At 59.9% G+C, this 22637-nt stretch carries 13 protein-coding genes; 9 read left to right on the forward strand and 4 right to left on the reverse strand.

The genetic code is table 11. From position 1 onward, the window contains the following. Window positions 1-234: 234 nt before the first annotated feature. Window positions 235-5064: an NEL-type E3 ubiquitin ligase domain-containing protein gene (locus tag HKK53_RS29470; protein WP_169373663.1), complete on the forward strand. Its 4830-nt coding sequence runs from the start codon at window positions 235-237 to the stop codon at window positions 5062-5064. Between the two features lie 5 nt (window positions 5065-5069). On the opposite strand, the gene mnmC is transcribed toward HKK53_RS29470, so the two are convergent. Continuing rightward, a complete protein-coding gene (gene mnmC / locus HKK53_RS29475; RefSeq protein ID WP_169373664.1) occupies window positions 5070-7049 on the reverse strand; it encodes a bifunctional tRNA (5-methylaminomethyl-2-thiouridine)(34)-methyltransferase MnmD/FAD-dependent 5-carboxymethylaminomethyl-2-thiouridine(34) oxidoreductase MnmC in 1980 nt (659 codons plus the stop codon). Between the two features lie 180 nt (window positions 7050-7229). Here mnmC and pap point away from each other — a divergent pair, with 180 nt between their 5' ends. Beyond that, entirely contained in the window at window positions 7230-8744 is a 1515-nt protein-coding gene (gene pap / locus HKK53_RS29480; protein WP_169373665.1) for a polyphosphate:AMP phosphotransferase, read from the forward strand. 102 nt (window positions 8745-8846) lie between these two features. Then, window positions 8847-10031: a thiolase family protein gene (locus tag HKK53_RS29485; protein WP_169373666.1), complete on the forward strand. Its 1185-nt coding sequence runs from the start codon at window positions 8847-8849 to the stop codon at window positions 10029-10031. A gap of 137 nt (window positions 10032-10168) precedes the next feature. On the opposite strand, the gene HKK53_RS32715 is transcribed toward HKK53_RS29485, so the two are convergent. Beyond that, window positions 10169-10363, reverse strand: a complete 195-nt coding sequence (locus HKK53_RS32715) for a DUF6316 family protein (RefSeq protein WP_169373667.1) — start codon at window positions 10361-10363, stop codon at window positions 10169-10171. Window positions 10364-10574: 211 nt separating this feature from the next. Here HKK53_RS32715 and HKK53_RS29495 point away from each other — a divergent pair, with 211 nt between their 5' ends. Continuing rightward, on the forward strand, window positions 10575-11528 hold the full coding sequence (locus HKK53_RS29495; protein ID WP_169373668.1) for a DMT family transporter: 954 nt from the start codon (window positions 10575-10577) through the stop codon (window positions 11526-11528). A 126-nt stretch (window positions 11529-11654) separates the two neighbouring features. On the opposite strand, the gene HKK53_RS29500 is transcribed toward HKK53_RS29495, so the two are convergent. Beyond that, window positions 11655-13049, reverse strand: coding sequence for a class II fumarate hydratase (locus HKK53_RS29500; protein WP_169373669.1), 1395 nt, complete (start codon window positions 13047-13049; stop codon window positions 11655-11657). 193 nt (window positions 13050-13242) lie between these two features. On the opposite strand from HKK53_RS29500, the gene HKK53_RS29505 reads away from it, so the two are divergent. The 5 genes from HKK53_RS29505 (at window position 13243) to HKK53_RS29525 (ending at window position 17753) form a co-directional block, all read left to right on the forward strand. Next, window positions 13243-13770 carry a DUF2059 domain-containing protein gene (locus HKK53_RS29505; RefSeq protein ID WP_149660046.1) on the forward strand — a complete coding sequence of 176 codons (528 nt, stop codon included), beginning with the start codon at window positions 13243-13245 and terminating at the stop codon, window positions 13768-13770. A 12-nt stretch (window positions 13771-13782) separates the two neighbouring features. Then, window positions 13783-14082: a BolA family protein gene (locus HKK53_RS29510; protein WP_169373670.1), complete on the forward strand. Its 300-nt coding sequence runs from the start codon at window positions 13783-13785 to the stop codon at window positions 14080-14082. 278 nt (window positions 14083-14360) lie between these two features. Continuing rightward, entirely contained in the window at window positions 14361-15302 is a 942-nt protein-coding gene (trhO, locus tag HKK53_RS29515) for an oxygen-dependent tRNA uridine(34) hydroxylase TrhO (protein ID WP_169373671.1), read from the forward strand. 38 nt (window positions 15303-15340) lie between these two features. Beyond that, complete coding sequence (locus tag HKK53_RS29520; protein ID WP_178117508.1) at window positions 15341-15943, forward strand: DsbA family protein; 603 nt, start codon at window positions 15341-15343, stop codon at window positions 15941-15943. Next, window positions 15936-17753 carry an ABC transporter ATP-binding protein gene (locus HKK53_RS29525; protein WP_169373673.1) on the forward strand — a complete coding sequence of 606 codons (1818 nt, stop codon included), beginning with the start codon at window positions 15936-15938 and terminating at the stop codon, window positions 17751-17753. The genes HKK53_RS29520 and HKK53_RS29525 overlap by 8 nt, the downstream gene beginning before the upstream one ends. On the opposite strand, the gene HKK53_RS29530 is transcribed toward HKK53_RS29525, so the two are convergent. Further along, complete coding sequence (locus tag HKK53_RS29530) at window positions 17754-22391, reverse strand: hypothetical protein (RefSeq protein WP_169373674.1); 4638 nt, start codon at window positions 22389-22391, stop codon at window positions 17754-17756. Window positions 22392-22637 lie beyond the last annotated feature (246 nt).

The raw sequence follows: 22637 nt of genomic DNA on the forward strand, positions 1-22637 counted from the left end.
CTGAAACTGACCTGCTGGATTGGCGGGAGTTTTAGATCGATCGGTTATAAGTAGCGGGGCGGGGGTGTTGCCGATGGCATGCACAACGGTCGGTGCGCCGGGTGGTAGATAGATATATGAAGCATGCGAGTTACTGTTTGAACCAGGGCTTGAAGCCACCAGTTTTCCTGTTTTTTTTCCGGGCACGGAGCCGATACGTTAAGGGCTTCTGATCCGCGATAAGGAACATTGCTGATGCTGACCCCGCAAGCGCCGGTGCCGGTGCGCCGGCCATTGAGTCAAACCGAAACCCTCGCCGCACTGCTCCAGGCCACGGGCGACCTGGATACCGCCGAGACCTTGCAGCAGGCTCTTCCCGCCTGGTTGCTCAAAGGTTCGTCCGGGGTGCTTTCGGCACTCGACACCGATGCACGGCAGTTGCTGGCCTATCAGCAAAAAGTCGATGGACTGATGCAAAAGCTGCAGCCCATGGACACCTTTTGTGCGACGCACCTGTCGGCGGCCCTGAGCAAAAAATGGGCGATCGCCTTCGATGTCGAACACGATGCGCTGGTGCTTCCCGGTGTCGATTGTGGTTGCACAGGCACACCTACTGAAACTCCAGGGGTAGAGGCTGTCCCGTCGATCAGGCGCAGTCTGCTCCAGGCAGCCATGCAAAACTTCACCACCGATGAAACGATACCCGCCGGGTTTCCTGTTGGAAGCTTCCTGAGTGTGGCGTCGAGTCCGAAAGGGCTGCCGGGGATGACCCCGCAGGCATTTGCCACGCTTTGCCGTGAACTCGATCTGGGCAAGCGCTATCAGGATCATCTGCGTGATGTATTCAACTTGTCGGCGACCGCGGACGGTCTGACTAATGACTTGAAATGGCTCAAGGTCATGAAGTTGAAGGTAGACGCGCACCTGGCCTTTCTCAAACAGCACATTACTGAAGCCGCCTATAAAACCCTGCTGACGCTCAACACTCATAGCGGCACAGGCAGCGAGACGGGGATCCAGAAGATTGTCCACGGTACGGAGCCGCTGATCGTCCAGGGCATGGAGCTGTTCCAGACCTGCGTGTGGGGAGTCGTGGTGTTTTCCAAGCGTTCGGTCGAGACGTACCCGACCGAGTGGTGCGTGGTGTATATGCCCAACGAGCCTGACCGGCCACTTTATGAATACAACACCTTTGCCGAGTTCAAGCTGTATTTGGGCCTGAACTTGAAGGTGAAAAGCTACAAGGACTATTTCGCTCACGGGATTGACGAGGACAGTAAGCTCGAGTTCTTCAAGTCGGTCGAACAGTCGAGCAACCTGGACACGTTCAAGGCGTTGCCGATCAACCTGCCGCTGTTTCAATTCATGATCCAGAGTTCCCTCGGCAAGCTGCAAATCGATGCCCGAGAGGTTGCGGTGCCCACGGCTGATGTCGATGAAGAGACACGCAAGAAGCGTCTGGAAAACTACTTGGAGCTGGGCCTGACCGTGGCCAATGTCGCGGCGTTTTTTGTGCCGGTGCTGGGGCAGTTGATGATCGGCGTGACGGTCGGGCAGCTCTTGGGCGAGGTGTACGACGGCGTCCAGGACTGGCGGCATGGCGATAGAGAGGAGGCGCTTTCCCACCTGCTCAGCGTCGCGGAAAACATCGCCTTGCTGGGCGCTTTTGCCGTCGGTGGCAAGGTGGCGGGTTCACTGGTCAGGAAAACCGTGCGCGAGCATCCGGAATTCTTCAGCCAGTTCGAGGCCATGATCAGCCACGGCAAACCACGTCTGTGGAAGAGCGACGTGGGGCGATACAAACGGCCCTTGAGCATTCTGGGGCCGCAAACGGCTGTCGATGCCGAAGGGATTTACCGGGTGAACGCCAAGCCGCATATCCGGATTGACGAGGGGCTCTACGAGATTCACTACGACACCGGGATAAAGACTTGGCGGGTCCGCCATCCCGCCCGCGCCGATGGCTATTCCCCGACCCTGGAACACAACGGCCAGGGCGGCTGGCGGTTGTCGTTCGAGCAACCGCAGCAATGGCAGCAGGGCAGCTACGCATTGCGACGTCTCGATCCGCAATTGGCAGCGGTGGACCTCAGACGAGTAGAGAAACTGCGCCAGGTCACCGGCACTTCAATCAGCCAGTTGCATCAGCTCCACGAAACGAATCAGCGGCTGCCGGCGCGGGTGAAAGATAGTGTTGTAGGCTTTGGCCTGGATCAGCGGATCGATGACTGTATCGCCGCCCTGGAAAAGGGCGATCCACGCAGCGCCGTTCATGCACCGGAGCATCTGCAGACCTTGCCCTCGATGCCCGGCTGGCCGGCCGGTCGTTACATCCGGGTCCTGGATGCGGAGAAAAAAGTCACTGCGGTGTACCCGAAAACCGCACTCGTCACCGCCGAGGATCTGGCCGTGGACGTCACGGCCGAGCACTTGCGCCAAGGCGACCTGTTCAAGGCGGTGGTGGAGGGTCTGTACCAACGCGAAGTGGATGCCTTGCTCGGTGGCAGGTCAGTGACCGAGCCTGAGCGCGATGCTTTGGCAAAGAAGCTGGCGACGGCATTGAAGTCGGATCGCAAGCCACTGTTCAACCATTTGTATGAAGCTCACGACACCAGCGCTGGCGGTGATGTGGCGATCATGAGAACGGCGTTTGCCCGGTTGCCGGTCGGCGTAGCCCAGGAATTGCTCGATCAGGCCAGCAGCATCGAACGATTGCGTTTGCGGGCGAACCAACGCGTGCCCATGGGCCTGGCGCAAAAATCCCGTGAGGCCATGGAGGATGTGCGGCTGGACAGGGCCATCAGCGGTCTCTATCTGCCACAGATTGCCGGCGCCGACAGCGAGAAGCTGGCGCTGGCGTTGCTGGCTCGTTTGCCCGGATGGGACAGCACGCTGTTGCTGGAAATGCGTGAAGGTTCGGTGGCAGGCAAGGTGCTGCACAGCGTCGGGCCGAAGGGCAGTGCGGCACGGCGCATCATCGTCAAGTCCGCGGCGGGTTTTGAGGCCTTCGGCAGCGATGGCAAATCCTTGGCCAACGCCAGCCAAGGCCCCGACGGGATCTACCGGGCCATGCTGCACGCGATTCCCGAAACGCAGCGCACCGCCATGGGGTTCGCCAGTGCCTTGCCGGAACAGGCCGGGCGCTTGCGCGATCGATTGCTCGCCGAAGCGATCGTGGAGCGAGCAGTGGCTGCCCGATTACTGACGGACCAGCCTTTGATCGATGCTTCGGCGCAAATGTCGTGCGTGCTGGCGGACCCGCCAGCACCTGCGGTCGCTCATCCAAGAGCGCTGATACGCAAGGTGCAAAAACTTTATCCACTGATGTCGGATGCTCAGGCCAGCACGTTCCTCGATGGCCTGGGTGCGGATCATCTGGCCAGGGCAACCCAGGTCAAGCAGCGTCAGCAGCAATGGCTGACGTTACGCGCATTGCTCAAGACCTGGCGCAGCAATGACGCTGAAATGCGCAAGCTGCCGGGGGATCTGGGGGAATACCAGCAAAGCCGTCGGCAAGTGGCCGATGCCATCGAAAACAGTTGGCGCCGCCTGGTGCTGATGCGCGATGAACAGGGTGTCAGCGTACCGGGCTTGACGCTGGACGGCATGCAGGTCGGCAAGCTTGCGACAATACCGGCCGATATCGACTTCAGCCATGTGCGGCGTTTGTCGTTGAAGAACATGGGACAGGGCAATGAACTGGCTTACTTCCTTAAAAGCTTCAAGGCATTGGAGTCGCTGGAACTGGATGGCAACAAGCTGACCCTGCTCCCGGAAATACTGTCGTTGATGCCCGACCTCAAGCAATTGAGCCTGGCGGACAATCAGCTATGGCTCAGTGAGTACACCTTGGTGAAACTGGCGTCGATGCGCAGGTTGCAGGTATTGAACCTGAGCAAGAACCCCCTCGGGGCGACGCCGGATGTCAGCAAAATGTTTGATCTGCGCCTGTTGTCACTGCGCGATACCCGTGCCACCGAGCTTCCCAAAGGATTGGCCCATTTGCCCAATCTGGACCATGTGGACTTGCGTAACAACGACATCACCACTTTGCCGGAATGGCTGTTCAGCGTCCGCAAGCATTTCAGCGAAACCCTCAATCTGCGACACAATCCCTTGGCCGCGATAAGTCGCGTCAAGCTCAAGGCATACCGCGACAGCGTCGGAGTGGGCATGGGGTACCTGGAAGACGACATCGCCCGGTTGAACGAACAGGAAGCGAAAAAACTCTGGTTGCCGGAAGAAACCAGCGTCACCTCTACCCGTCGCGGCGAGATCTGGACGGCACTCAAGGATGATCCTGGCGCTGATGGCCTGTTCCAGTTGCTCGCCGAACTGGGCAATACCGCCGACTCCGAGCACGTGCGTGAAGACCTGACGCAACGGGTCTGGTCGGTGTTGGAGCAGGCCGAAGGCAACACCACGTTACGTGAGCAGATATTTGACCTGGCGGCGAACCCGATCAATTGCACCGACTCGGCAGCGCTGAACTTCAGCCACCTGGAAGTCGCGGTGGAGATCGACAAGGTAACCCGCCCGTTTGGCTCGGCGCAGTCTGCCGCAGCGCCTTTGTTGAAGCTGGGCAAAGGCCTGTTCCGACTCGATCAGCTGGATCAGATTGCCCAGACCCATATCACCAACAACCCGACAGCAGACCCGCTGGAAGTCAGCCTGGCTTACCGAACCGGGCTGGCCGAAGCCTTTGAGTTACCCGGCCAACCCCGACACATGCGCTATGCCTCCCTCAGTGGGGTGACCGCCAGTGACCTTACAAGGGCGCAGAACGCGGTGACCGCTGCCGAATTGTCGCCGCAGTTGCTCAAGTTCCTGGCGCAGCGACCGTTCTGGAGCGACTACCTGAAGCGCTATTACCCGAGCCAGTTTTCCAAGGTCAATGACCCGCTTCAGGTGCGGATGCAGAAGGTGTTCGATCAGCGCGAAAGCCTGACGGATGCCGATTACCGCCAACAACTCGATGTGATCAAGGATGAGCAAGTGGCGGGCGAGAACACGGTTCTGGAGCGTTTGACCCGGGACGCCTTGAAGCTCGCCGAGCAGGGTGTTTGCGCCGTTCCCGAGATGTGACCGGTTCAGGTCCCGCGGATCAACCGGCGCAAGGCAAAACGGTTGGGGTGGCAGGCTTCTGCCACGCTGCGCGGCAGCGGCAACGGTTCGTTATCCAGCCAGGCGGCCAGCAACTCCCCGGACAGTGGCGCGGTGATCAAGCCCCGTGAGCCGTGGCCGCTGTTGACGTACAAACCTTCGAGCCAAGGGCACGGGGCGTCCGGGACTTGCCGGGCGTCTTTGCTCAGGGCGGCATAGGCCCGGTTGAACGCCTGGCCATCGGCGAGCGGCCCGACGATAGGCAAGTAGTCGGGGCTGGTGCAACGGAACGCCGCGCGGCCTTGCAGGTGTTCGGCGTCCAGTTGGTCGGCGTGCAGGCGAGTGACCAGGTCGCTGGAAATTTCTTCCAGCAATTGCAGGTTGCCCATGTGCTCGGCGGTAGTCGGCGTCAGATCGTCGCTGTTGAAATCGAAGCTGGCGCCCAGGGTGTGTTCGCCCAGGCGTGCCGGTGCAACATAACCTTCGGCACAGACCACCGTGGCCAGGCTCTGGCTTTCGGTGGTCTGCGCCAGGCGGGTGATTTGCCCACGAATACGTTTGAGCGGCAGATCGGCACTTTGCGCGAAACGTTTGATCTCGGCGGCGCCGGCCAGCACGACAACCGGGGCGCTGGCGAGCAAGGTGTCGCCGTCCCAGGCTTGCCACTGGTCATCGACCTTGCGCAGCGCCAGTACATCGCGATGGGTCAGCAATTGAATGTTGGGTTGCGAAGCCTGCCACTGGCACAACGCGGGAGGATGAACCCAGCCACCCTCGGGATAGAACAACCCGCCATGGGCCAGGGCAATGCCGGCCCGCGCCTCGGCTTGCGGTTGATCCAGCACGTGCAGCAAGTCCGCAGGAAACGCTGCCGCCAGTTGCGCTTGACGCTCGGCTTCCTTGGCATTGAACGCCAGTTGCAGCACGCCGCAGCCGTCCCAGTCGACACCGCGATGCAACTGTTCGATCACCCGCCGGGTATGGCCGAAACCGCTGACGATCAGTTGCGATAACGCCGTGCCGTGGGCCGATAGTTTCAGGTACAGCACGCCTTGCGGATTGCCCGAAGCTTCCTGGGCGATGTCGGCATGCCGCTCCAGCAAACTGACCTGCCACCCCCGCGCCGCGAGGCTGGCCGCACTGGCGCAACCGGCCAGGCCAGCGCCGATCACCAGGGCGCGGCGCTCTCCCTTATGTGGCGCAGGGCGAACGAACCAAGGCTTGGCCGGCGTCGGCGCCGCCACCTCGGCTGGCCAGCCAATAAAAGCACCGCGCAGGATTTCCCATTTGTGGCCGATGCCCGGCGTGCGCTTCATCTTGAAGCCCGCGGCGTTGAGCAGCCGACGCACCCAACCGGTGCTGGTAAAGGTGCTGATGGTCGAATCCGGAGCGGCCAGACGCGCCAGTTCGGCGAACAGCTCGGCGGTCCACATGTCGGGGTTTTTCGCCGGGGCGAAACCGTCGAGAAACCACGCATCGATCTGCGCATCAAGTTGCGGCAATTGTTCCAGCGCATCGCCGATCAGCAACGTCAGGGTGACCCGGCCGTTATCCAGCACCAGCCGTTGAAAGCCTTGATGGATCGCCACGTACTGGGCCAGCAATTGATCGGCGAATGGCTTGAGTTCCGGCCACAACGCCAGCGCCCGTTGCAGGTCCTGGGCGGTCAACGGGTACTTTTCCACGCTGACAAAATGCAGTCGCGCACCGGCCACCGCCTGCGCTTCGAACAGTTGCCAGGCACAGAGGAAATTCAACCCGGTGCCGAAACCGGTCTCGCCAATCACCAGTCGACCGTCGGCGGGCAACGCGGCAAAGCGCTCCTTCAGGCGGTTTTGTTCGATGAACACATAGCGGGTTTCCTCCAGCCCGGACAAGTCGGAAAAATACACATCATCGAACACCCGCGAATACGGGCGTCCCTGGTCGTCCCAGTCGAGCTGGGCGTTGGGCAATTCAGGGTTCATGGCAGGCTCGGCAACGGCAAGGCGGGCATTCTATCCGATCAGGGCTCCGTTGCTTGATCCATGGCAATGTCCAGAGCAAGTCGGTCAGGGAAAATCCGCAGCCGGTTTTTTGTGACGAACTTCTGCGCTGACCACTGGCCCAATCCGCTAGTCTTGCTCAATCTTGGAACGGAGCCGCCCATGTTCGAATCTGCCGAAATCGGTCACGCCATCGACAAAGAAACCTATGACGCCGAAGTGCCGGCCCTGCGCGAGGCCCTGCTTGAAGCGCAATTCGAACTTCAGCAGCAGCAACGCTTCCCGGTGATCATTCTGATCAATGGCATCGAAGGCGCCGGCAAGGGCGAGACGGTCAAGTTGCTCAACGAATGGATGGACCCGCGCCTGATCGAGGTGCGCACTTTCGACCAGCAAAGCGATGAAGAATTGGCGCGGCCACCGGCCTGGCGCTACTGGCGGATGCTCCCGGCCAAGGGACGCATGGGGATTTTCTTCGGCAACTGGTACAGCCAGATGCTGCAAGGGCGAGTCCATGGCTTGTTCAAGGACGCGGTGCTGGATCAGGCGATCAACCAGTCCGAGCGTTTCGAAAAAATGCTCTGCGACGAAGGCGCGCTGATCTTCAAGTTCTGGTTCCACCTCTCCAAGAAGCAAATGAAGGCGCGGCTCAAGGCGCTCGCCGACGACCCGTTGCACAGCTGGCGCATCAGCCCGTTGGACTGGCAGCAATCTGAAACCTACGACAAATTTGTGAAGTACGGTGAGCGCGTGTTGCGTCGCACCAGCCGTGACTACGCGCCGTGGCATGTGATCGAAGGCGTGGATCCGCATTACCGTTCATTGGTGGTCGGCCAGATCCTGCTCGAAGGCCTGCAAAACGCGCTCAAGCGTCCCAAGATCCATCCCGACAAGGTCAATGCCGCGCCGCTGCCTATTCATGTCGATCAATTGAACCTGCTCGACAGCCTGGATTTGACCCAACGCCTGGACAAGGACGATTACGAAGAGCAGTTGATCACCGAGCAGGCGCGCTTCTCCGGCCTGATGCGCGACAAACGCATGCGCCAGCACGCCCTGGTGGCGGTGTTCGAAGGCAATGATGCGGCGGGCAAGGGCGGGGCGATTCGCCGGGTCGCGGCGGCGCTCGATCCACGCCAATACAGCATCGTGCCGATTGCCGCACCGACCGAAGAGGAGCGGGCGCAACCGTACCTGTGGCGTTTCTGGCGGCACCTTCCGGCCAAGGGCAAATTCACCGTGTTCGACCGTTCCTGGTACGGCCGGGTACTGGTGGAGCGCATCGAAGGTTTCTGCCCACCGACGGATTGGCTTCGGGCGTACAGCGAGATCAACGATTTCGAAGAACAGATTTCCGAATCGAACGTCATCGTGGTCAAGTTCTGGCTGGCCATCGACAAGCAGACCCAATTGGAACGTTTCCAGTCCCGGGAAGAAATCCCCTTCAAACGTTTCAAGATTACCGAAGATGACTGGCGCAACCGCGACAAGTGGGACGCTTACCGCGCCGCCGTCGGTGACATGGTCGATCGCACCAGCACCGAGATCTCGCCCTGGACCCTGGTGGAAGCCAATGACAAGCGCTGGGCGCGGGTGAAAGTGTTGCGCACGATCAACCGGGCGCTGGAAGAAGCGTTTGAAAAGGCCGACAAGAAGGCCAAGAAGCACAAGAAGTAGAACGATGGTTACGCATACGCGAGGTGAATGATTGTCGCGGTCGGTAATGGGGTGGACTTATGCTCGATCCACTCCCAACCGACAACAACAATGAGGTATGCCATGCGTGAAGTGGTGATCGTCGACAGCGTACGGACCGGCCTGGCCAAATCCTTTCGCGGTAAATTCAATCAGACCCGTCCGGACGACATGGCGGCTCACTGCGTCAATGCGCTGCTCACGCGCAACGACATCGACCCGGCCAGTGTCGAGGATTGCATTGTCGGCGCCGGCTCCAACGAGGGCGCCCAGGGCTACAACATCGGGCGCAACGTCGCGGTGCTCTCTCACCTGGGCATCGGCACCGCCGGCATGACCCTCAACCGTTTTTGCTCCTCGGGCCTGCAAGCCATTGCGATTGCCGCGAACCAGATTGCCTCGGGTTGCAGCGACATCATCGTCGCCGGTGGCGTCGAGTCCATCAGCCTGACCATGAAAAGCGTCAACACCGACAACCTGATCAACCCGTTGCTAAAGGAACAGGTGCCGGGCATCTACTTCCCGATGGGCCAGACCGCCGAAATCGTCGCCCGCCGCTACAACGTCAGTCGGGAAGAACAGGATCTGTACGCATTGCAGAGTCAGCAACGCACGGCCCAGGCCCAGGCCGCCGGCTTGTTTGACGATGAAATCGTGCCGATGGCGGTCAAGTACCGGGTCGAAGACAAGGCCACCGGCCAGATTCAGATCCTCGACGGCGTGGTCGATCACGACGACTGCAACCGCCCGGACACCACTCTGCAAAGCCTCGCCGGCTTGAAACCGGTGTTCGCCGAGGACGGTTCGGTGACGGCCGGTAACTCGTCGCAGTTGTCGGATGGCGCGTCGATGACCCTGGTGATGAGCCTGGAGAAAGCGCTGGAGTTGGGTTTGAAGCCGAAAGCATTCTTCCGTGGGTTCACCGTGGCCGGTTGCGCGCCGGATGAAATGGGCATCGGCCCGGTGTTCTCGGTGCCGAAGTTGCTCAAGGCCAAGGGTTTGCAGATCGCCGATATCGACTTGTGGGAACTCAACGAAGCGTTCGCCTCCCAATGCCTGTACAGCCGTAATCGACTGGAAATTGATAACGCGAAGTACAACGTCAATGGCGGGTCGATTTCCATTGGTCACCCGTTTGGCATGACCGGGTCGCGGCAGGTGGGGCATATCGTGCGTGAGTTGCAGCGGCGCAACTTGCGTTATGGCGTGGTGACCATGTGCGTGGGGGGCGGGATGGGGGCTACGGGGTTGTTTGAGGCGGTGCGTTAAGCCGCGAGATCTGTAGCGACTGTTAAATTGCTTTCGCGGGCAAGCCTCGCTCCTACAGGTTTTTCGGTGTTCCCATCATCGGCGAACGACACACATCCTGTAGGAGCGAGGCTTGCCCGCGAATGGGGCGACGCGTTCTACCGGTTTCGAGTCTGAAGCTGCATCCGCTCGATATACGCCTGAATCTCCCGCGCCGCCGATTCCGGATTATCAAACGGCCCTTCGAGAGTGTTTTCCCGGGTGCTGAAGTACAACTCCCCATTCACACGACACATCCGGTCACTGCGAAAGTGTGTAGCGGGGGCGTTGTCCTGGGCGCGCATGCCGTACATGTCGATCTCCTGAGGGTCGGGGCCTGTTTGCAGATCAAATGAGCTTAGGTCTGAAGTACTTGCAGCGCTTGGCGACCTGATCGGCGGCACTGCGTCAATTTCGCGTTGCGACCTGCACAGTTTCATTCGCGGCCAGCGCGCAACTGTCCCTGTGTGCCGCCGGGTGCTCGGCCTAGAATGGCAATTCTCGCCACTGGGCTTCGGGGTCAGCATGCATATTTCATCGGGTCGCTGGGTGTATGGACTGTTCCTGGCGTTGCTGACGGCGCTGCTGTGGGGAATCTTGCCGATCAAACTCAAGCAAGTGCTGGAGGTGATGGACCCGGTGACGGTGACCTGGTTTCGCCTGCTGGTGTCCGGCGGTTGCCTGTTCCTTTATCTGGCGGCGACCAAGCGCCTGCCGAGCCGCCAAGTGCTCGGCCCCAAGGGCGGCTGGCTGGTGCTGATGGCAGTGCTCGGGCTGGTGGGCAACTACGTGCTGTACCTGATGGGTTTAAACCTGCTTAGCCCCGGCACCGCGCAGCTGGTGGTGCAGATGGGCCCGATCATGTTGCTGATCGCCAGTCTGTTTGTGTTCAAGGAGCGTTTCAGCGTGGGGCAGGGCATTGGCCTGCTGGTGCTGCTGATTGGTTTCGGCCTGTTTTTCAATCAGCGCCTGGGTGAATTACTGACTTCTTTGACCGACTACACCGCTGGGGTGTTGATGGTGTTGGCGGCGTCCACGGTCTGGACCTTCTACGCCCTGGGCCAGAAGCAATTGCTGACGGTGTGGAATTCGTTACAGGTGATGATGGTGATCTACCTGTTCTGCGCGCTGCTGCTGACGCCGTGGGTGCATCCGTTGGAAGCGCTGAGCCTGAGCCCGCGGCAAGGCTGGCTGCTGCTGGCGTGCTGCATGAACACGCTGATCGCCTATGGCGCGTTCGCCGAAGCGCTGGCGCATTGGGAGGCTTCGCGGGTCAGTGCGACGCTGGCGATTACGCCGCTGGTGACGTTTGTCGCGGTGGCCGTGGCGGCGTGGGCGTGGCCGGAATATGTGCACGCCGAGACGATCAACGGTCTGGGCTATGGCGGGGCGGTGTTGGTGGTGCTGGGGTCGGCGCTGGTGGCGTTGGGGCCGTCGTTGATGGCGGGGCTTCGGGCGCGGCGGTTGCGGATGGCGTGACGATGATCGTTCCCACGCTCTGCGTGGGAATGCGGCCCGGGACGCTCCGCGTCCCTTTCGACGCAGACGCAGAGCGTCCGGTGAGGCATTCCCACGCGGAGCATGGGAACGATCAGTTCAGGGGGATCAGCCTTTGGCGCCCGCTTCCAGCATATTCTCCGGCCGCACCCAGGCATCAAACTGTTCATCGGTCAGATAGCCCAATTGCAGCGCCGCCTCGCGCAAGGTCAGCCCCTCGCTGTAAGCCTTCTTGGCAATCTCCGCCGACTTGTCATACCCAATGTGCGGGTTCAACGCGGTCACCAGCATCAAGCCGCGCTCCAGGTGTTCCGCCATTTTCTCGGCATCCGGTTCCAGCCCGGCGATGCAATGCTGCTGGAAGTTGCTGCAACCATCGGCCAGCAGACGGATCGATTGCAGCAGGTTGTGGATGATCACCGGTTTGAACACGTTCAATTGCAGGTGACCCTGGCTCGCGGCAAAACCGATCGCGACGTCGTTGCCCAGCACCTGGCACGCGAGCATCGACAGCGCTTCGCACTGGGTCGGGTTGACCTTGCCCGGCATGATCGAACTGCCCGGCTCGTTGGCCGGCAGCTTCACTTCGGCGAAACCGGCGCGCGGCCCGGAACCGAGCAGACGCAGGTCGTTGGCGATTTTCATCAGGGTCACGGCCAGGGTTTTCAGCGCCCCCGACAGGGTGGTCAGCGGTTCATGACCGGCGAGTGCGGCGAATTTGTTCGGTGCGGTGACGAACGGCAAACCGGACAGCGCCGCCAATTCGGCAGCAATCGCTTCACCAAAGCCGTGGGGTGAGTTCAACCCGGTGCCGACCGCCGTGCCGCCCTGGGCCAGTTCACAAACCTGCGGCAGGGCGCTGCGGATCGCCCGTTCGGCGTAATCCAGCTGCGCGATAAACGCCGACAGTTCCTGGCCGAAGGTGATCGGCGTCGCATCCATCATGTGGGTGCGACCGGTCTTGACCAGCTTCATGTGGCGCGCCGACAGTTCGGCCAAGCCCCCCGACAATTCGCTGATCGCCGGCAGCAAGTTCTGCTGCACCGCCTGGACGGTGGCGATATGCATGGCGGTGGGGAAGCAATCGTTGGAGCTCTGGGAGCGGTTGACGTGGTCGTTGGGGTGCACCGGTGACTTGCCGCCCCGGGCGTTGCCGGCCAGTTCGTTGGCGCGGCCGGCGATCACTTCGTTGACGTTCATGTTGCTCTGGGTGCCACTGCCGGTCTGCCATACCACCAGCGGGAACTGGTCGTCATGGCTGCCGTCGAGCACTTCGTCGGCGGCTTGCTCGATCAGGCGGGCGATGTCGGCAGGCAGGTCGCCATTGCGATCATTGACCCGGGCCGCGGCTTTCTTGATCAGCGCCAGGGCGTGCAGCACCGCCAGGGGCATGCGTTCCTGGCCGATGGCGAAGTTGATCAGCGAACGTTGGGTCTGCGCGCCCCAGTAGGCTTCATCCGGGACGTTCACTTCACCAAGGCTGTCGGTTTCGATACGGCTCATCGCTCACACTCCTGTAGGTCTGATTGCGCAGTTTAGGCCGTGATCGTCGGCCGTGGTTCCATCAGTCTGTTTTTTGACCATTCAACCCCTCTAATTCAGGCCCGACAAGGCTTGGGGTTGAGTGACACACTTTTTTAGGTGCAGAATGGTCGCCCTTGGGGTAACGACCTCGCCTGCTAGAAAAGGAAACTCGATGACTCGTCTTCGTGCCATCTGTACCGCGGTTGCACTGGTTTGCGCCAGCGGCCCTGTTTTTGCCGATACCGCCAGCCACAACGCCAGTGCCGAAGCTTTCCTGACTCTGGCGCACGCTGACAAATTGGGCACTCCGGTGTACATGCAAGTGCAGCAAATGTTCGCTCAGCGCTTTGAACAGACCAAAGCCCCTGAATCGAAAAAAGCCCTGCTGGAAACCTACCAGGCCAAGGCCAACGCCGCTCTGGACCAAGCCATTGGCTGGAACAAGCTGAAGCCGGACATGGTCAAGCTCTACACCACCAACTTCAGCGAATCCGAGCTCAAGGACCTGGTTGCGTTCTACCAGTCGCCACTGGGTAAAAAAGTCCTGGAAAAAATGCCGCAGCTGACTCAGCAATCGGCCCAGATGACCCAGGCCAAGCTCGAAAGCGCGGTACCTGTGGTCAACAAACTGCTGGCTGACATGACTGCCGAGCTGGAGCCTAAAGGCGCCGCTGCTCCTGCCGTCAAGAAAAAGCCTTAAGCGGAGTCGGGTATGACCATGCAACAACGCATCGAATCGACGCTGGGGCTGTTGCAGCCTGAGCACCTGCAAGTGCTGGATGAAAGCCACATGCACAGCCGTGGGTTGCAAACCCACTTCAAGGCCGTGGTGGTCAGCCAGCAGTTTGAGGGGCTCAATCGCGTCAAGCGCCACCAGAAGGTCTACGGCACCCTGGGTGAGCTGATGGGTGAGTTTCATGCGTTGGCGCTGCATACCTACACGCCAGAAGAATGGGCACAGATGGAGGCGGCTCCGGCCTCACCGACCTGTGCGGGCGGCAGCTCGCATTGATGTGAAGGATTGATGGGCTGTTGTGGCGAGGGAGCTTGCTCCCGCTGGACTGCGAAGCAGTCCCAAAGCCTGCAACAGTGCTCTGTCTGAAAGAGTGCAGTTGCTTGCATTACGACTGCTTCGCAGCCGAGCGGGAGCAAGCTCCCTCGCCACAAAGGCAACTCGCAGTCCTAAAACCACACAGTTTTTGCTAGAATCCGCAACGCGCCGCTTACCCGGCGCGTTTTTTTTCGCATCCGGTTCACCCCTTACGAGGGTAGCCACCTGGAGAATCACCCATGACACAACAAATTGTTGTGGCGGCACTGTATAAGTTCGTCACCCTGGAAAACTACGTCGACATGCGCGAGCCATTGCTGCAAGCGATGGTCGACAACGGCATCAAAGGCACCCTGTTGATCGCTGAAGAAGGCATCAATGGCACCGTCTCCGGCAGCCGCGAAGGCATCGACGGGCTGATGGCCTGGCTCAAGAACGACCCGCGCATGGACGACATCGACCACAAAGAGTCGTACTGCGACGATCAGCCGTTCTACCGCACCAAAGTCAAACTCAAGAAAGAAATCGTCACCCTCGGCGTTGAGGGCGTAGACCCGAACAAAGCCGTCGGCACCTACGTCGATCCAGAGAACTGGAACGCGCTGATCAGCGACCCGGAAGTCCTGTTGATCGACACCCGCAACGACTACGAAGTGGCAATTGGCACCTTCGAAGGCGCCATCGATCCGAAAACCACCAGTTTTCGCGAATTCCCCGACTACATCAAAGAACACTTCGACCCGGCCGTGCACAAGAAAGTCGCGATGTTCTGCACCGGTGGCATTCGTTGTGAGAAGGCTTCGAGCTATATGCTCAGCCAGGGTTTCGACGAGGTCTATCACCTCAAGGGCGGGATTCTGAAGTACCTCGAAGAGGTGCCGCAGGAAGAAACCAAGTGGCAGGGCGACTGCTTCGTGTTCGACAACCGTGTGACCGTGCGCCACGACCTCAGCGAAGGCGACTACGATCAATGTCATGCCTGTCGTACACCGGTCAGCGTCGAAGACCGCGCGTCCGAGCACTATGTGGCTGGCATCAGTTGCCCGCATTGCTGGGATAAGCTGAGCGAGAAAACCCGTCGCAGCGCCATCGATCGGCAGAAACAGATCGAATTGGCCAAGGCGCGCAACCTGCCGCACCCGATTGGTTACAACTACAAGCAAACCCCTGCCGAGGCTTGAAATCCATGTCTGCTCGCCTGCTCTATGTGATGGACCCGATGTGTTCCTGGTGCTGGGGCTTCGCGCCAGTGGCTGAAGCGCTGGTCGAGCAGGCACAGGCAGCGGGCGTGGAGTTGCATCTGGTGGTGGGCGGCTTGCGCACCGGCAGTGGCGCGGCATTGGAGCCGACCACCCGGCGCTACATTCTTGAGCACTGGCAGGCGGTCACCGAGGCCACCGGCCAGCCGTTCAGGCGCGAAGGCGCGTTGCCCGACGGTTTTGTCTACGACACCGAGCCCGCGTGCCGGGCCCTGGTCACGGCGCGCAGCCTGGCGCCGGATTGTGCGTGGAAGCTGATGGGGCTGATTCAACACGCGTTCTACGCCGAGGGTCGCGATGTCACCCACGCCAGCGTGCTGGTGGAGTTGGCAGAGCAGGCCGGTTTGCCCCGCATCGAGTTCGCCGCCGCGTTTGACCGCGCCGATCAGCACGCCGCCACCGCGGCCGATTTCACCTGGGTCCAGGACCTGGGCATTGCCGGGTTCCCGACCTTGCTGGCCGAACGCGATGGTCAACTGGCGTTGCTGACCAACGGCTATCAACCCTTGAGTGAACTGTCACCGCTGCTCGGCCGCTGGCTGGAGCGCGCTGCCTGTGCATGATCAGCTCGATGAAGTACCCGTAGCCCCGCGTGTCGATCGACTGAGCTGGGCAGAAATCCGCCGCTTGGCCCTGCATCACAAGAAATCCCTGTGGATCGCCAACGGCGTGGCCGTGCTGGCGACCTTGTGCAGTGTGCCCATTCCTTTGCTTTTGCCATTGCTGGTGGACGAAGTGCTGCTGGGCCACGGCGATTCCGCGCTGAAAATCATGAACCACGCATTGCCGGATGCCTGGCAGAAAGCCGCCGGCTACATCGGCCTGATGCTGCTGGTGACCTTTGTCCTGCGCTGTGGCGCGCTGCTGTTCAACGTGGTGCAGGCCAAGTTGTTCGCGGCGCTGGCCAAGGACATCGTCTATCGCATCCGCGTGCGCCTGATCGAACGGCTCAAGCGCATCTCCCTGGGCGAATACGAAAGCCTGGGCAGCGGCACGGTGACCACGCACCTGGTCACCGACCTCGATACCCTCGACAAATTCGTCGGCGAAACCCTCAGCCGTTTCCTCGTGGCCATGCTGACCCTGGTCGGCACCGCGAGCATCCTGATCTGGATGCACTGGAAGCTGGCGCTGCTGATCATGCTGTTCAACCCGCTGGTGATCTACGCCACGGTGCAGTTGGGCAAACGGGTCAAGCATCTGAAGAAACTGGAGAACGACAGCACCTCGCGCTTCACTCAGGCGTTGACCGAAACCCTGGATTCGATCCAGGAAGTGCGCGCCGGCAATCGCCAGGGCTTCTTCCTCGGCCGTCTCGGCCAACGGGCCCGGGAAGTGCGGGATTACGCGGTCAACTCGCAATGGAAAACCGACGCCTCGAACCGCGCCAGCGGCTTGCTGTTCCAGTTCGGCATCGATATTTTTCGCGCCGCGGCCATGCTTACGGTGCTGTTTTCCGACCTGTCCATTGGCCAGATGCTCGCGGTGTTCAGCTACCTGTGGTTCATGATCGGGCCGGTCGAGCAGTTGCTGAACCTTCAATATGCCTACTATGCCGCCGGTGGCGCGCTGTCGCGGATCAACGAATTGCTGGCCCGCGCCGACGAGCCGCAATACCCCGGCGGCACCGATCCGTTCCAGGGTCGTAACACCGTGGGCATCGACGTGCAGGGCTTGAGTTTCAGCTACGGCGATGATCTGGTGCTGGACCAGATGAACCTGACCATCGCCCCCGGCGAAAAAGTCGCGATTGTCGGTGCCAGCGGTGGCGGCAAAAGCACCCTGGTGCAGTTGCTGCTGGGCTTGTACACGCCGCTGGCCGGGACCATTCGTTTCGGCGGGGCGACGCAACAGGAGATCGGCCTGGAAACGGTTCGGGAAAATGTCGCGGTGGTGCTGCAGCATCCGGCGTTGTTCAACGACACCGTGCGCGCCAACCTGACCATGGGCCGCGAGCGTAGCGACGAAGCGTGCTGGCAGGCCCTGGAGATCGCTCAGCTCGACGGCACCGTTCGCGCCTTGCCCCAGGGCCTGGACAGTGTCGTCGGCCGTTCCGGTGTGCGTTTGTCCGGAGGCCAGCGCCAACGCCTGGCCATCGCCCGGATGGTCCTGGCCCAACCGAAAGTGGTGATCCTCGACGAGGCCACCTCGGCGCTGGACGCCGCCACCGAATACAACCTGCATGAAGCGTTGGCGCGGTTCCTCAGCGAGCGCACCACGCTGATCATTGCCCACCGATTGTCGGCCGTGAAGCAGGCCGACCGGGTGCTGGTGTTCGATGGCGGGCGCATCGCCGAGGATGGCGACCATCAGCAACTGATTGCCGATGGTGGGTTGTATGCCAAGCTTTATGGGCATTTGCAGCAGCTTTAATCAGTTCCACAACACCTGCAAGGCCTCCGCGCCGCCGTCATGCCCGAACTCTTTCATGACCACAGAGCATGACTCGCAGGGACGCATTGTGGTGGCGACCTCGACCGAATGGATTTCCGATAAATCCGGGTATTTTTCACGTATGACGTTGATCAATTTGCTCTCGCTATCCAGCGATGTCGGGCGGGCGGTCATCGCCGGCTGGTAATTGTTCACATCCTTGATCGTCAACGGCACGGCCAGCAACTTTCCGCTGTCCGTCACCTCCAGCGAGGTCTTGGTAAAGGTTTGGCTGTAGTCGATGTTGATGTACGTCGTTTTGCCGATATCGACAGAGTGGGCGCCTAAATGCCGGAATATCGGCAAATGCCTGGTGGAGCCGTGGGCGCCGGAAACGCTGACATAGATTTCCCGCTTGCCTTTTACCGTCGTAACGTCGGCGTAGGCAATGTTCCTGGCATTGAATGGGCGTTCACGTCGTGGCAACAAGTTCTGCAGTTTTTGCATCGAATCGTTGATCCGCAGGGCGGAATTGGCATTCTTCGGCGGGATGGTCGGTGACAGGAACAGCGTGTCGAAGATTTCCGCAGTCCTCAAGCGAAAGGCCTCGGGCGCCTCTGTGCTGCGAGACCAGGTTGTCGCACCTTCCTGCAATTTACTAACGATCATGCGTGTCGAGTGATCGAACAGCAGTGCTTCACCCGGGCTGGTGTCGACTTTCAACCAGTTGAGGGTCTCGGGTGGCCTGGCGTGACTACCGATAGGGATGGCGATTTCTTCCATGGTTTTCAAGGCGCGTTCAACGGCGCCAACGCCATGGATTCGCACCATATTGTTGGCATTCAGGGAACCGGTGTAGACCGTTTTCAGTTCGGCATTCAGCTCCTTGGTCAGTGTTTCGGCTTTTTTGAAGGTCAGGAGCTCATCGGCCTTTTGCCCCTTGAGGCGCTCGGCAACATAAAAGTTGCCGGCATTGAGGCGCATATAAATGTAGTGCCTGGCTTCGTCCATGGATTCGACGAGGATGGCGCCGACTCTCAGGTAATCCATGAGCGGTTGGCCCGGTACGGGCAAGCTGACTTTGACCCGGCCGTAGATCCCTTTCTGGAACTCCAGGGTGGCATCGAGGCTCGCGTGCCTGGCGATGTCAGCGGCGCGCATTGACGCCTGCTTGGTAGCCGGGGTGTAGATAATGTCGCCGAACCAGGGTGCCCATCCCTTGCTTTCATCGTAACTGCCGAGGCTCGGGGTAGGAGCCGGGTCGCGAGTGACGTAGCCGGTCTCGCAGACCTCTGAACCTGGCGCGCGACTCAATCGGCAAGGAATGGCCTTGAACGGGATGTCATCGATCAGGTCGGCGCGCCGCAGCGTATCGCCGTCCAGCCTGTACGGCACCTCGTCGAGAAACATCGTGGTACGGCCATCGACTTCCAGTACTTCGCGCACATGTGTGTGTTCAGGGACCTCAACGAAGGCGTGGTTGTCGATTTCGCCAAGGGAATCGAAGCGCGATCGCCCCGGTGAAAGTTCGCCGGATTTGGTTGCTAGCGTTGGACCAAACAATTTGGACGAAAGCGGATCGATCAGGCGATAGTCGGACTTGCCAGCGGTTGCCAGATTGCGGACCAGTACATCGTCAACGCCGTTTACCCGGGCTAATTCCTCACCGTCCACCAGAGACTTCCAGTGACCGACATCGCCCACTTGGGGGTGGCTGCGCACGAAGTTGTAGCGACCGGCTCGGCCCAGCAGCTCCATCAGCCTGAAGCGGCCGGCCCGGCGTATTTTCACCATGGCAGCGCCCAATCCGGTCAGCAGGGACAGGGGACCATCGGCCGGGTTCAAGGCTCCGGCCATCGACATCACCAGTTCCATCGTCAGTAATTTGAACGACGGCAGCGTGGCGCGCAGGGTCAACCGGCTTGCACGGGTGACCAGTCGCATGGAGCCCGAGGCAAACCTTCCGACCGGCACCGCAAATGAAATGACATCGGTGAACAGGCCGAACGCGCCGTGGATCAAGCGTGTCCTGTCGCCTGATTCCAGGTCTTCGATGCTGGTCCAGAACGGGACCAGGGTCTTCGTCAGGGCGACGACGCTTTCGTACCAGGCGGTGTCGCGATCAAATTGGGTCTGGCCATAGGCAGCGGTGCGAAGTGCTTTCGGATCTACAAACAGCAGCCGGGTCGCGATGGCGTGACTGATTTCTGTAGTGCGCCTTGATGCTAGCGTTTGCACGACGGTGGAAGTTTGCTCCTCCGTGGGAGGGCGAGCGCCGAGGGTGTCGCCCAATGGTTCGATAATGGCCTGGCAACGGGTTTCCTTTTGCGGTGCGCTGCCATTTGAATGAGCGTCCCAATCAAACGGCAGATCCTTATGCCGCAATACCGAGACGGCCACGGTTCCGGCTGCGGAGACACGCCAACGCTCAGTCTTGAGTTCGCCGCCGAACAGTTCCGGCTCGAGTTTTTCGATACGGCGAATGACGCCCGCCCTGGGCAACAGTTCGTAATGGGTGGTCTCGCCCGCATGGGTTGCCCGCAGTATCAAACCATTACGAGCCCTGAGCGGAAAAATGATTTCAGCCGTTTCATTTTGTGCCTCGACGCCGCGCGTTTCCTTTCTCAGGCTATAGAGACTGACCTCGCCGTATTCCAGGGCTCGGCGGTCGGTGTAAGGCAGCGCTGCAATCAGACTGTTGATCAGCGTTTCATAAGCGGTGGTCATGTCCTTCAAATAGAGGTCGAACTCTTTGTCGAACAGTGCTGTTACGTCTGGCATCTTGGCGCGCGGCGACATGACCCAGTACCCGCCATCAGAGAGAACTGAAATCGGCCAGGCGCCCTCGGTTTTTATCGTTCGCTGCTCATTGATCGTGATCCATTGTTTGCTGACGGTGGTGCCATCGGCTTCCGTGACAAACCATGTGTTCTGATCATCAAACTTGCCGGAAGCCAATACGTCGAGGAACGAGTAGTGATCGTAGTCCTTGCCTGGTAGATACGGGACGTCACGAGAAACGGAAATAGGCGGGAAAAGTTTCTTCGCCAGTTTGCGGCCATCCGCGATAAAGGCGTCTTTACCGAAGAGTTTTTCCATTTCCCTTTTAGCAATGGATAGCCGTTCAGGAGGCTCTTCGTTAAGTTGGATGACGGCTTTATTGAGTTGGTCGGTGAACGTGTCCAGTGCCGCCAGCGCTCGCTCAACTTCTATTTGCGTGTACTGGTCGTGCGGTTTTTGCGTAATGACGTCGTAGGTTTGCGCCCAGTCCAATGTTGGCACCAGTCGCGCCAGGCTGATGTATTTCAGGGTTTCAGTCGTGGCTTCTTCGGTCAGCATGATCGGCAGGTTGACCAGTTGCTGGAAGGTCAGCCTCTCCAACGAACGGGGATCGGTGGCCTTGATCAAATTCACGCCAGTGACAAAGTTGATCCAGACGATTGAGCTTCTATAGGCAAGGTCGGCCGCAATGCCCGCGATGCGAAACTCGGTTGGAAATCGCGACAGAAACAACCGGGCGATAACAATCGCCTCTTTTTCCGATGCGGCGCGTTTTGACGTGAGCAAATGGGTTTCAAAATCTGCCCGAATAGCCTGGTAGCTTTTCCCCCAGTTTGAGCGCGCCTGCCAAGCGTAACCGGCAATCTCTTCGGGGTGATCATTGGTCGGCCCGGTCAGCCACAGTTGCAGTGCCTGAGCAATCAACCGGGTTCGAATAGAGTGTGAGGTTTGTTCGCCGATTTCCCCGCCATACCAATCCATGGCTGAAAGCAGGAGAACGCCGAGCTGCTCGGCTTGGGCACTTTGCAGTATTTTCTGAAGATAAACCGTGGGCGTCGCCCGAACTTGCTCAAGGGTGGCGTCAGCCAGAAGGGTATCGGCCAGGTAAGTCAGCGGTGATGTACTTTGATCCGGCAGGAACCGGTTGATGGTGTCGATGATTTCCGCGCGGATGATCCCCGCGTGAATCTTCTGGATGTCGATCTGCGAAGGTTCGGAGGCGTCGCGTCGACGGGCCCGGAAGATGGCGCGATCTTTATCGGTGGGGCGTCTTCTCAGTGCCAGAATGTCAAAGTCGTCCTCCAGTCTCAGATGGTGACTGGCGATTTTTTCTTGCAGGGACTGTATCGCGGCGGGATGTTCCTGCGGGTGTCGTGGCGTCCACGGGGCGAGGCCGTAAAACCCGCACATCCTGCCCAGGCTGACAGTACGGTTAGAGTTGATCTGCCCGCCTAATAACGTGGCGGCCTTTTCGATTTTGGGTTTGAGCGTTTGCCAGCTTGCCTGTTCCGTCAGTTCCAGCGTGACTTTGTAGCCATCGTTACTCCAGCCTCGATAAACATACTGGCCCTCTTCAAGTGTGACGCTCAGGTCGCCCTGCTTGATGCGGTCCTTGGTGCACATGTCTATGTAATCCCGGTCGCGCAACAAGTGCCATAGCGCATTAAGGCCGTCCTCACTCACCCGGTGCAGGGGCGAAAAAGGCCCTATTGGTATTGGATTGAAGAGATGAACCAGATTTGGCGGCTCATTCATGGCCGACAGCATGCGTTCGTAGTCTTCCAGCTGGCCCTTATGTAATTGGGCTTCGGAAGGGTTTGTGGGCGGGAACAGGCCACTGGGCGTGATGGTTTGCATGAGCGTACTTCTCTTGATTGTCGGTCGAGCTGCGCATCGCTTCGGGGCGAGGGCATCGGGCTCGATTACAAGCGATCAAGGGAAAGCTCAGGTGGTACATAGTTATAGCGGTGCAATGACCGTGCTTTTAATCCGATCTGCACTAAAAAACCGTCATTTGTGCAAACTTGTCCACTTGGGAGCCGGTGCCTCCTTGCAGGGACAGGGAACGCCTCCTAGTCTTGCGGGAGTGGTCGGATCTGGATG

It is taken from the genome of Pseudomonas sp. ADAK7 (assembly GCF_012935675.1).
Classification (GTDB): Bacteria; Pseudomonadota; Gammaproteobacteria; order Pseudomonadales; family Pseudomonadaceae; genus Aquipseudomonas.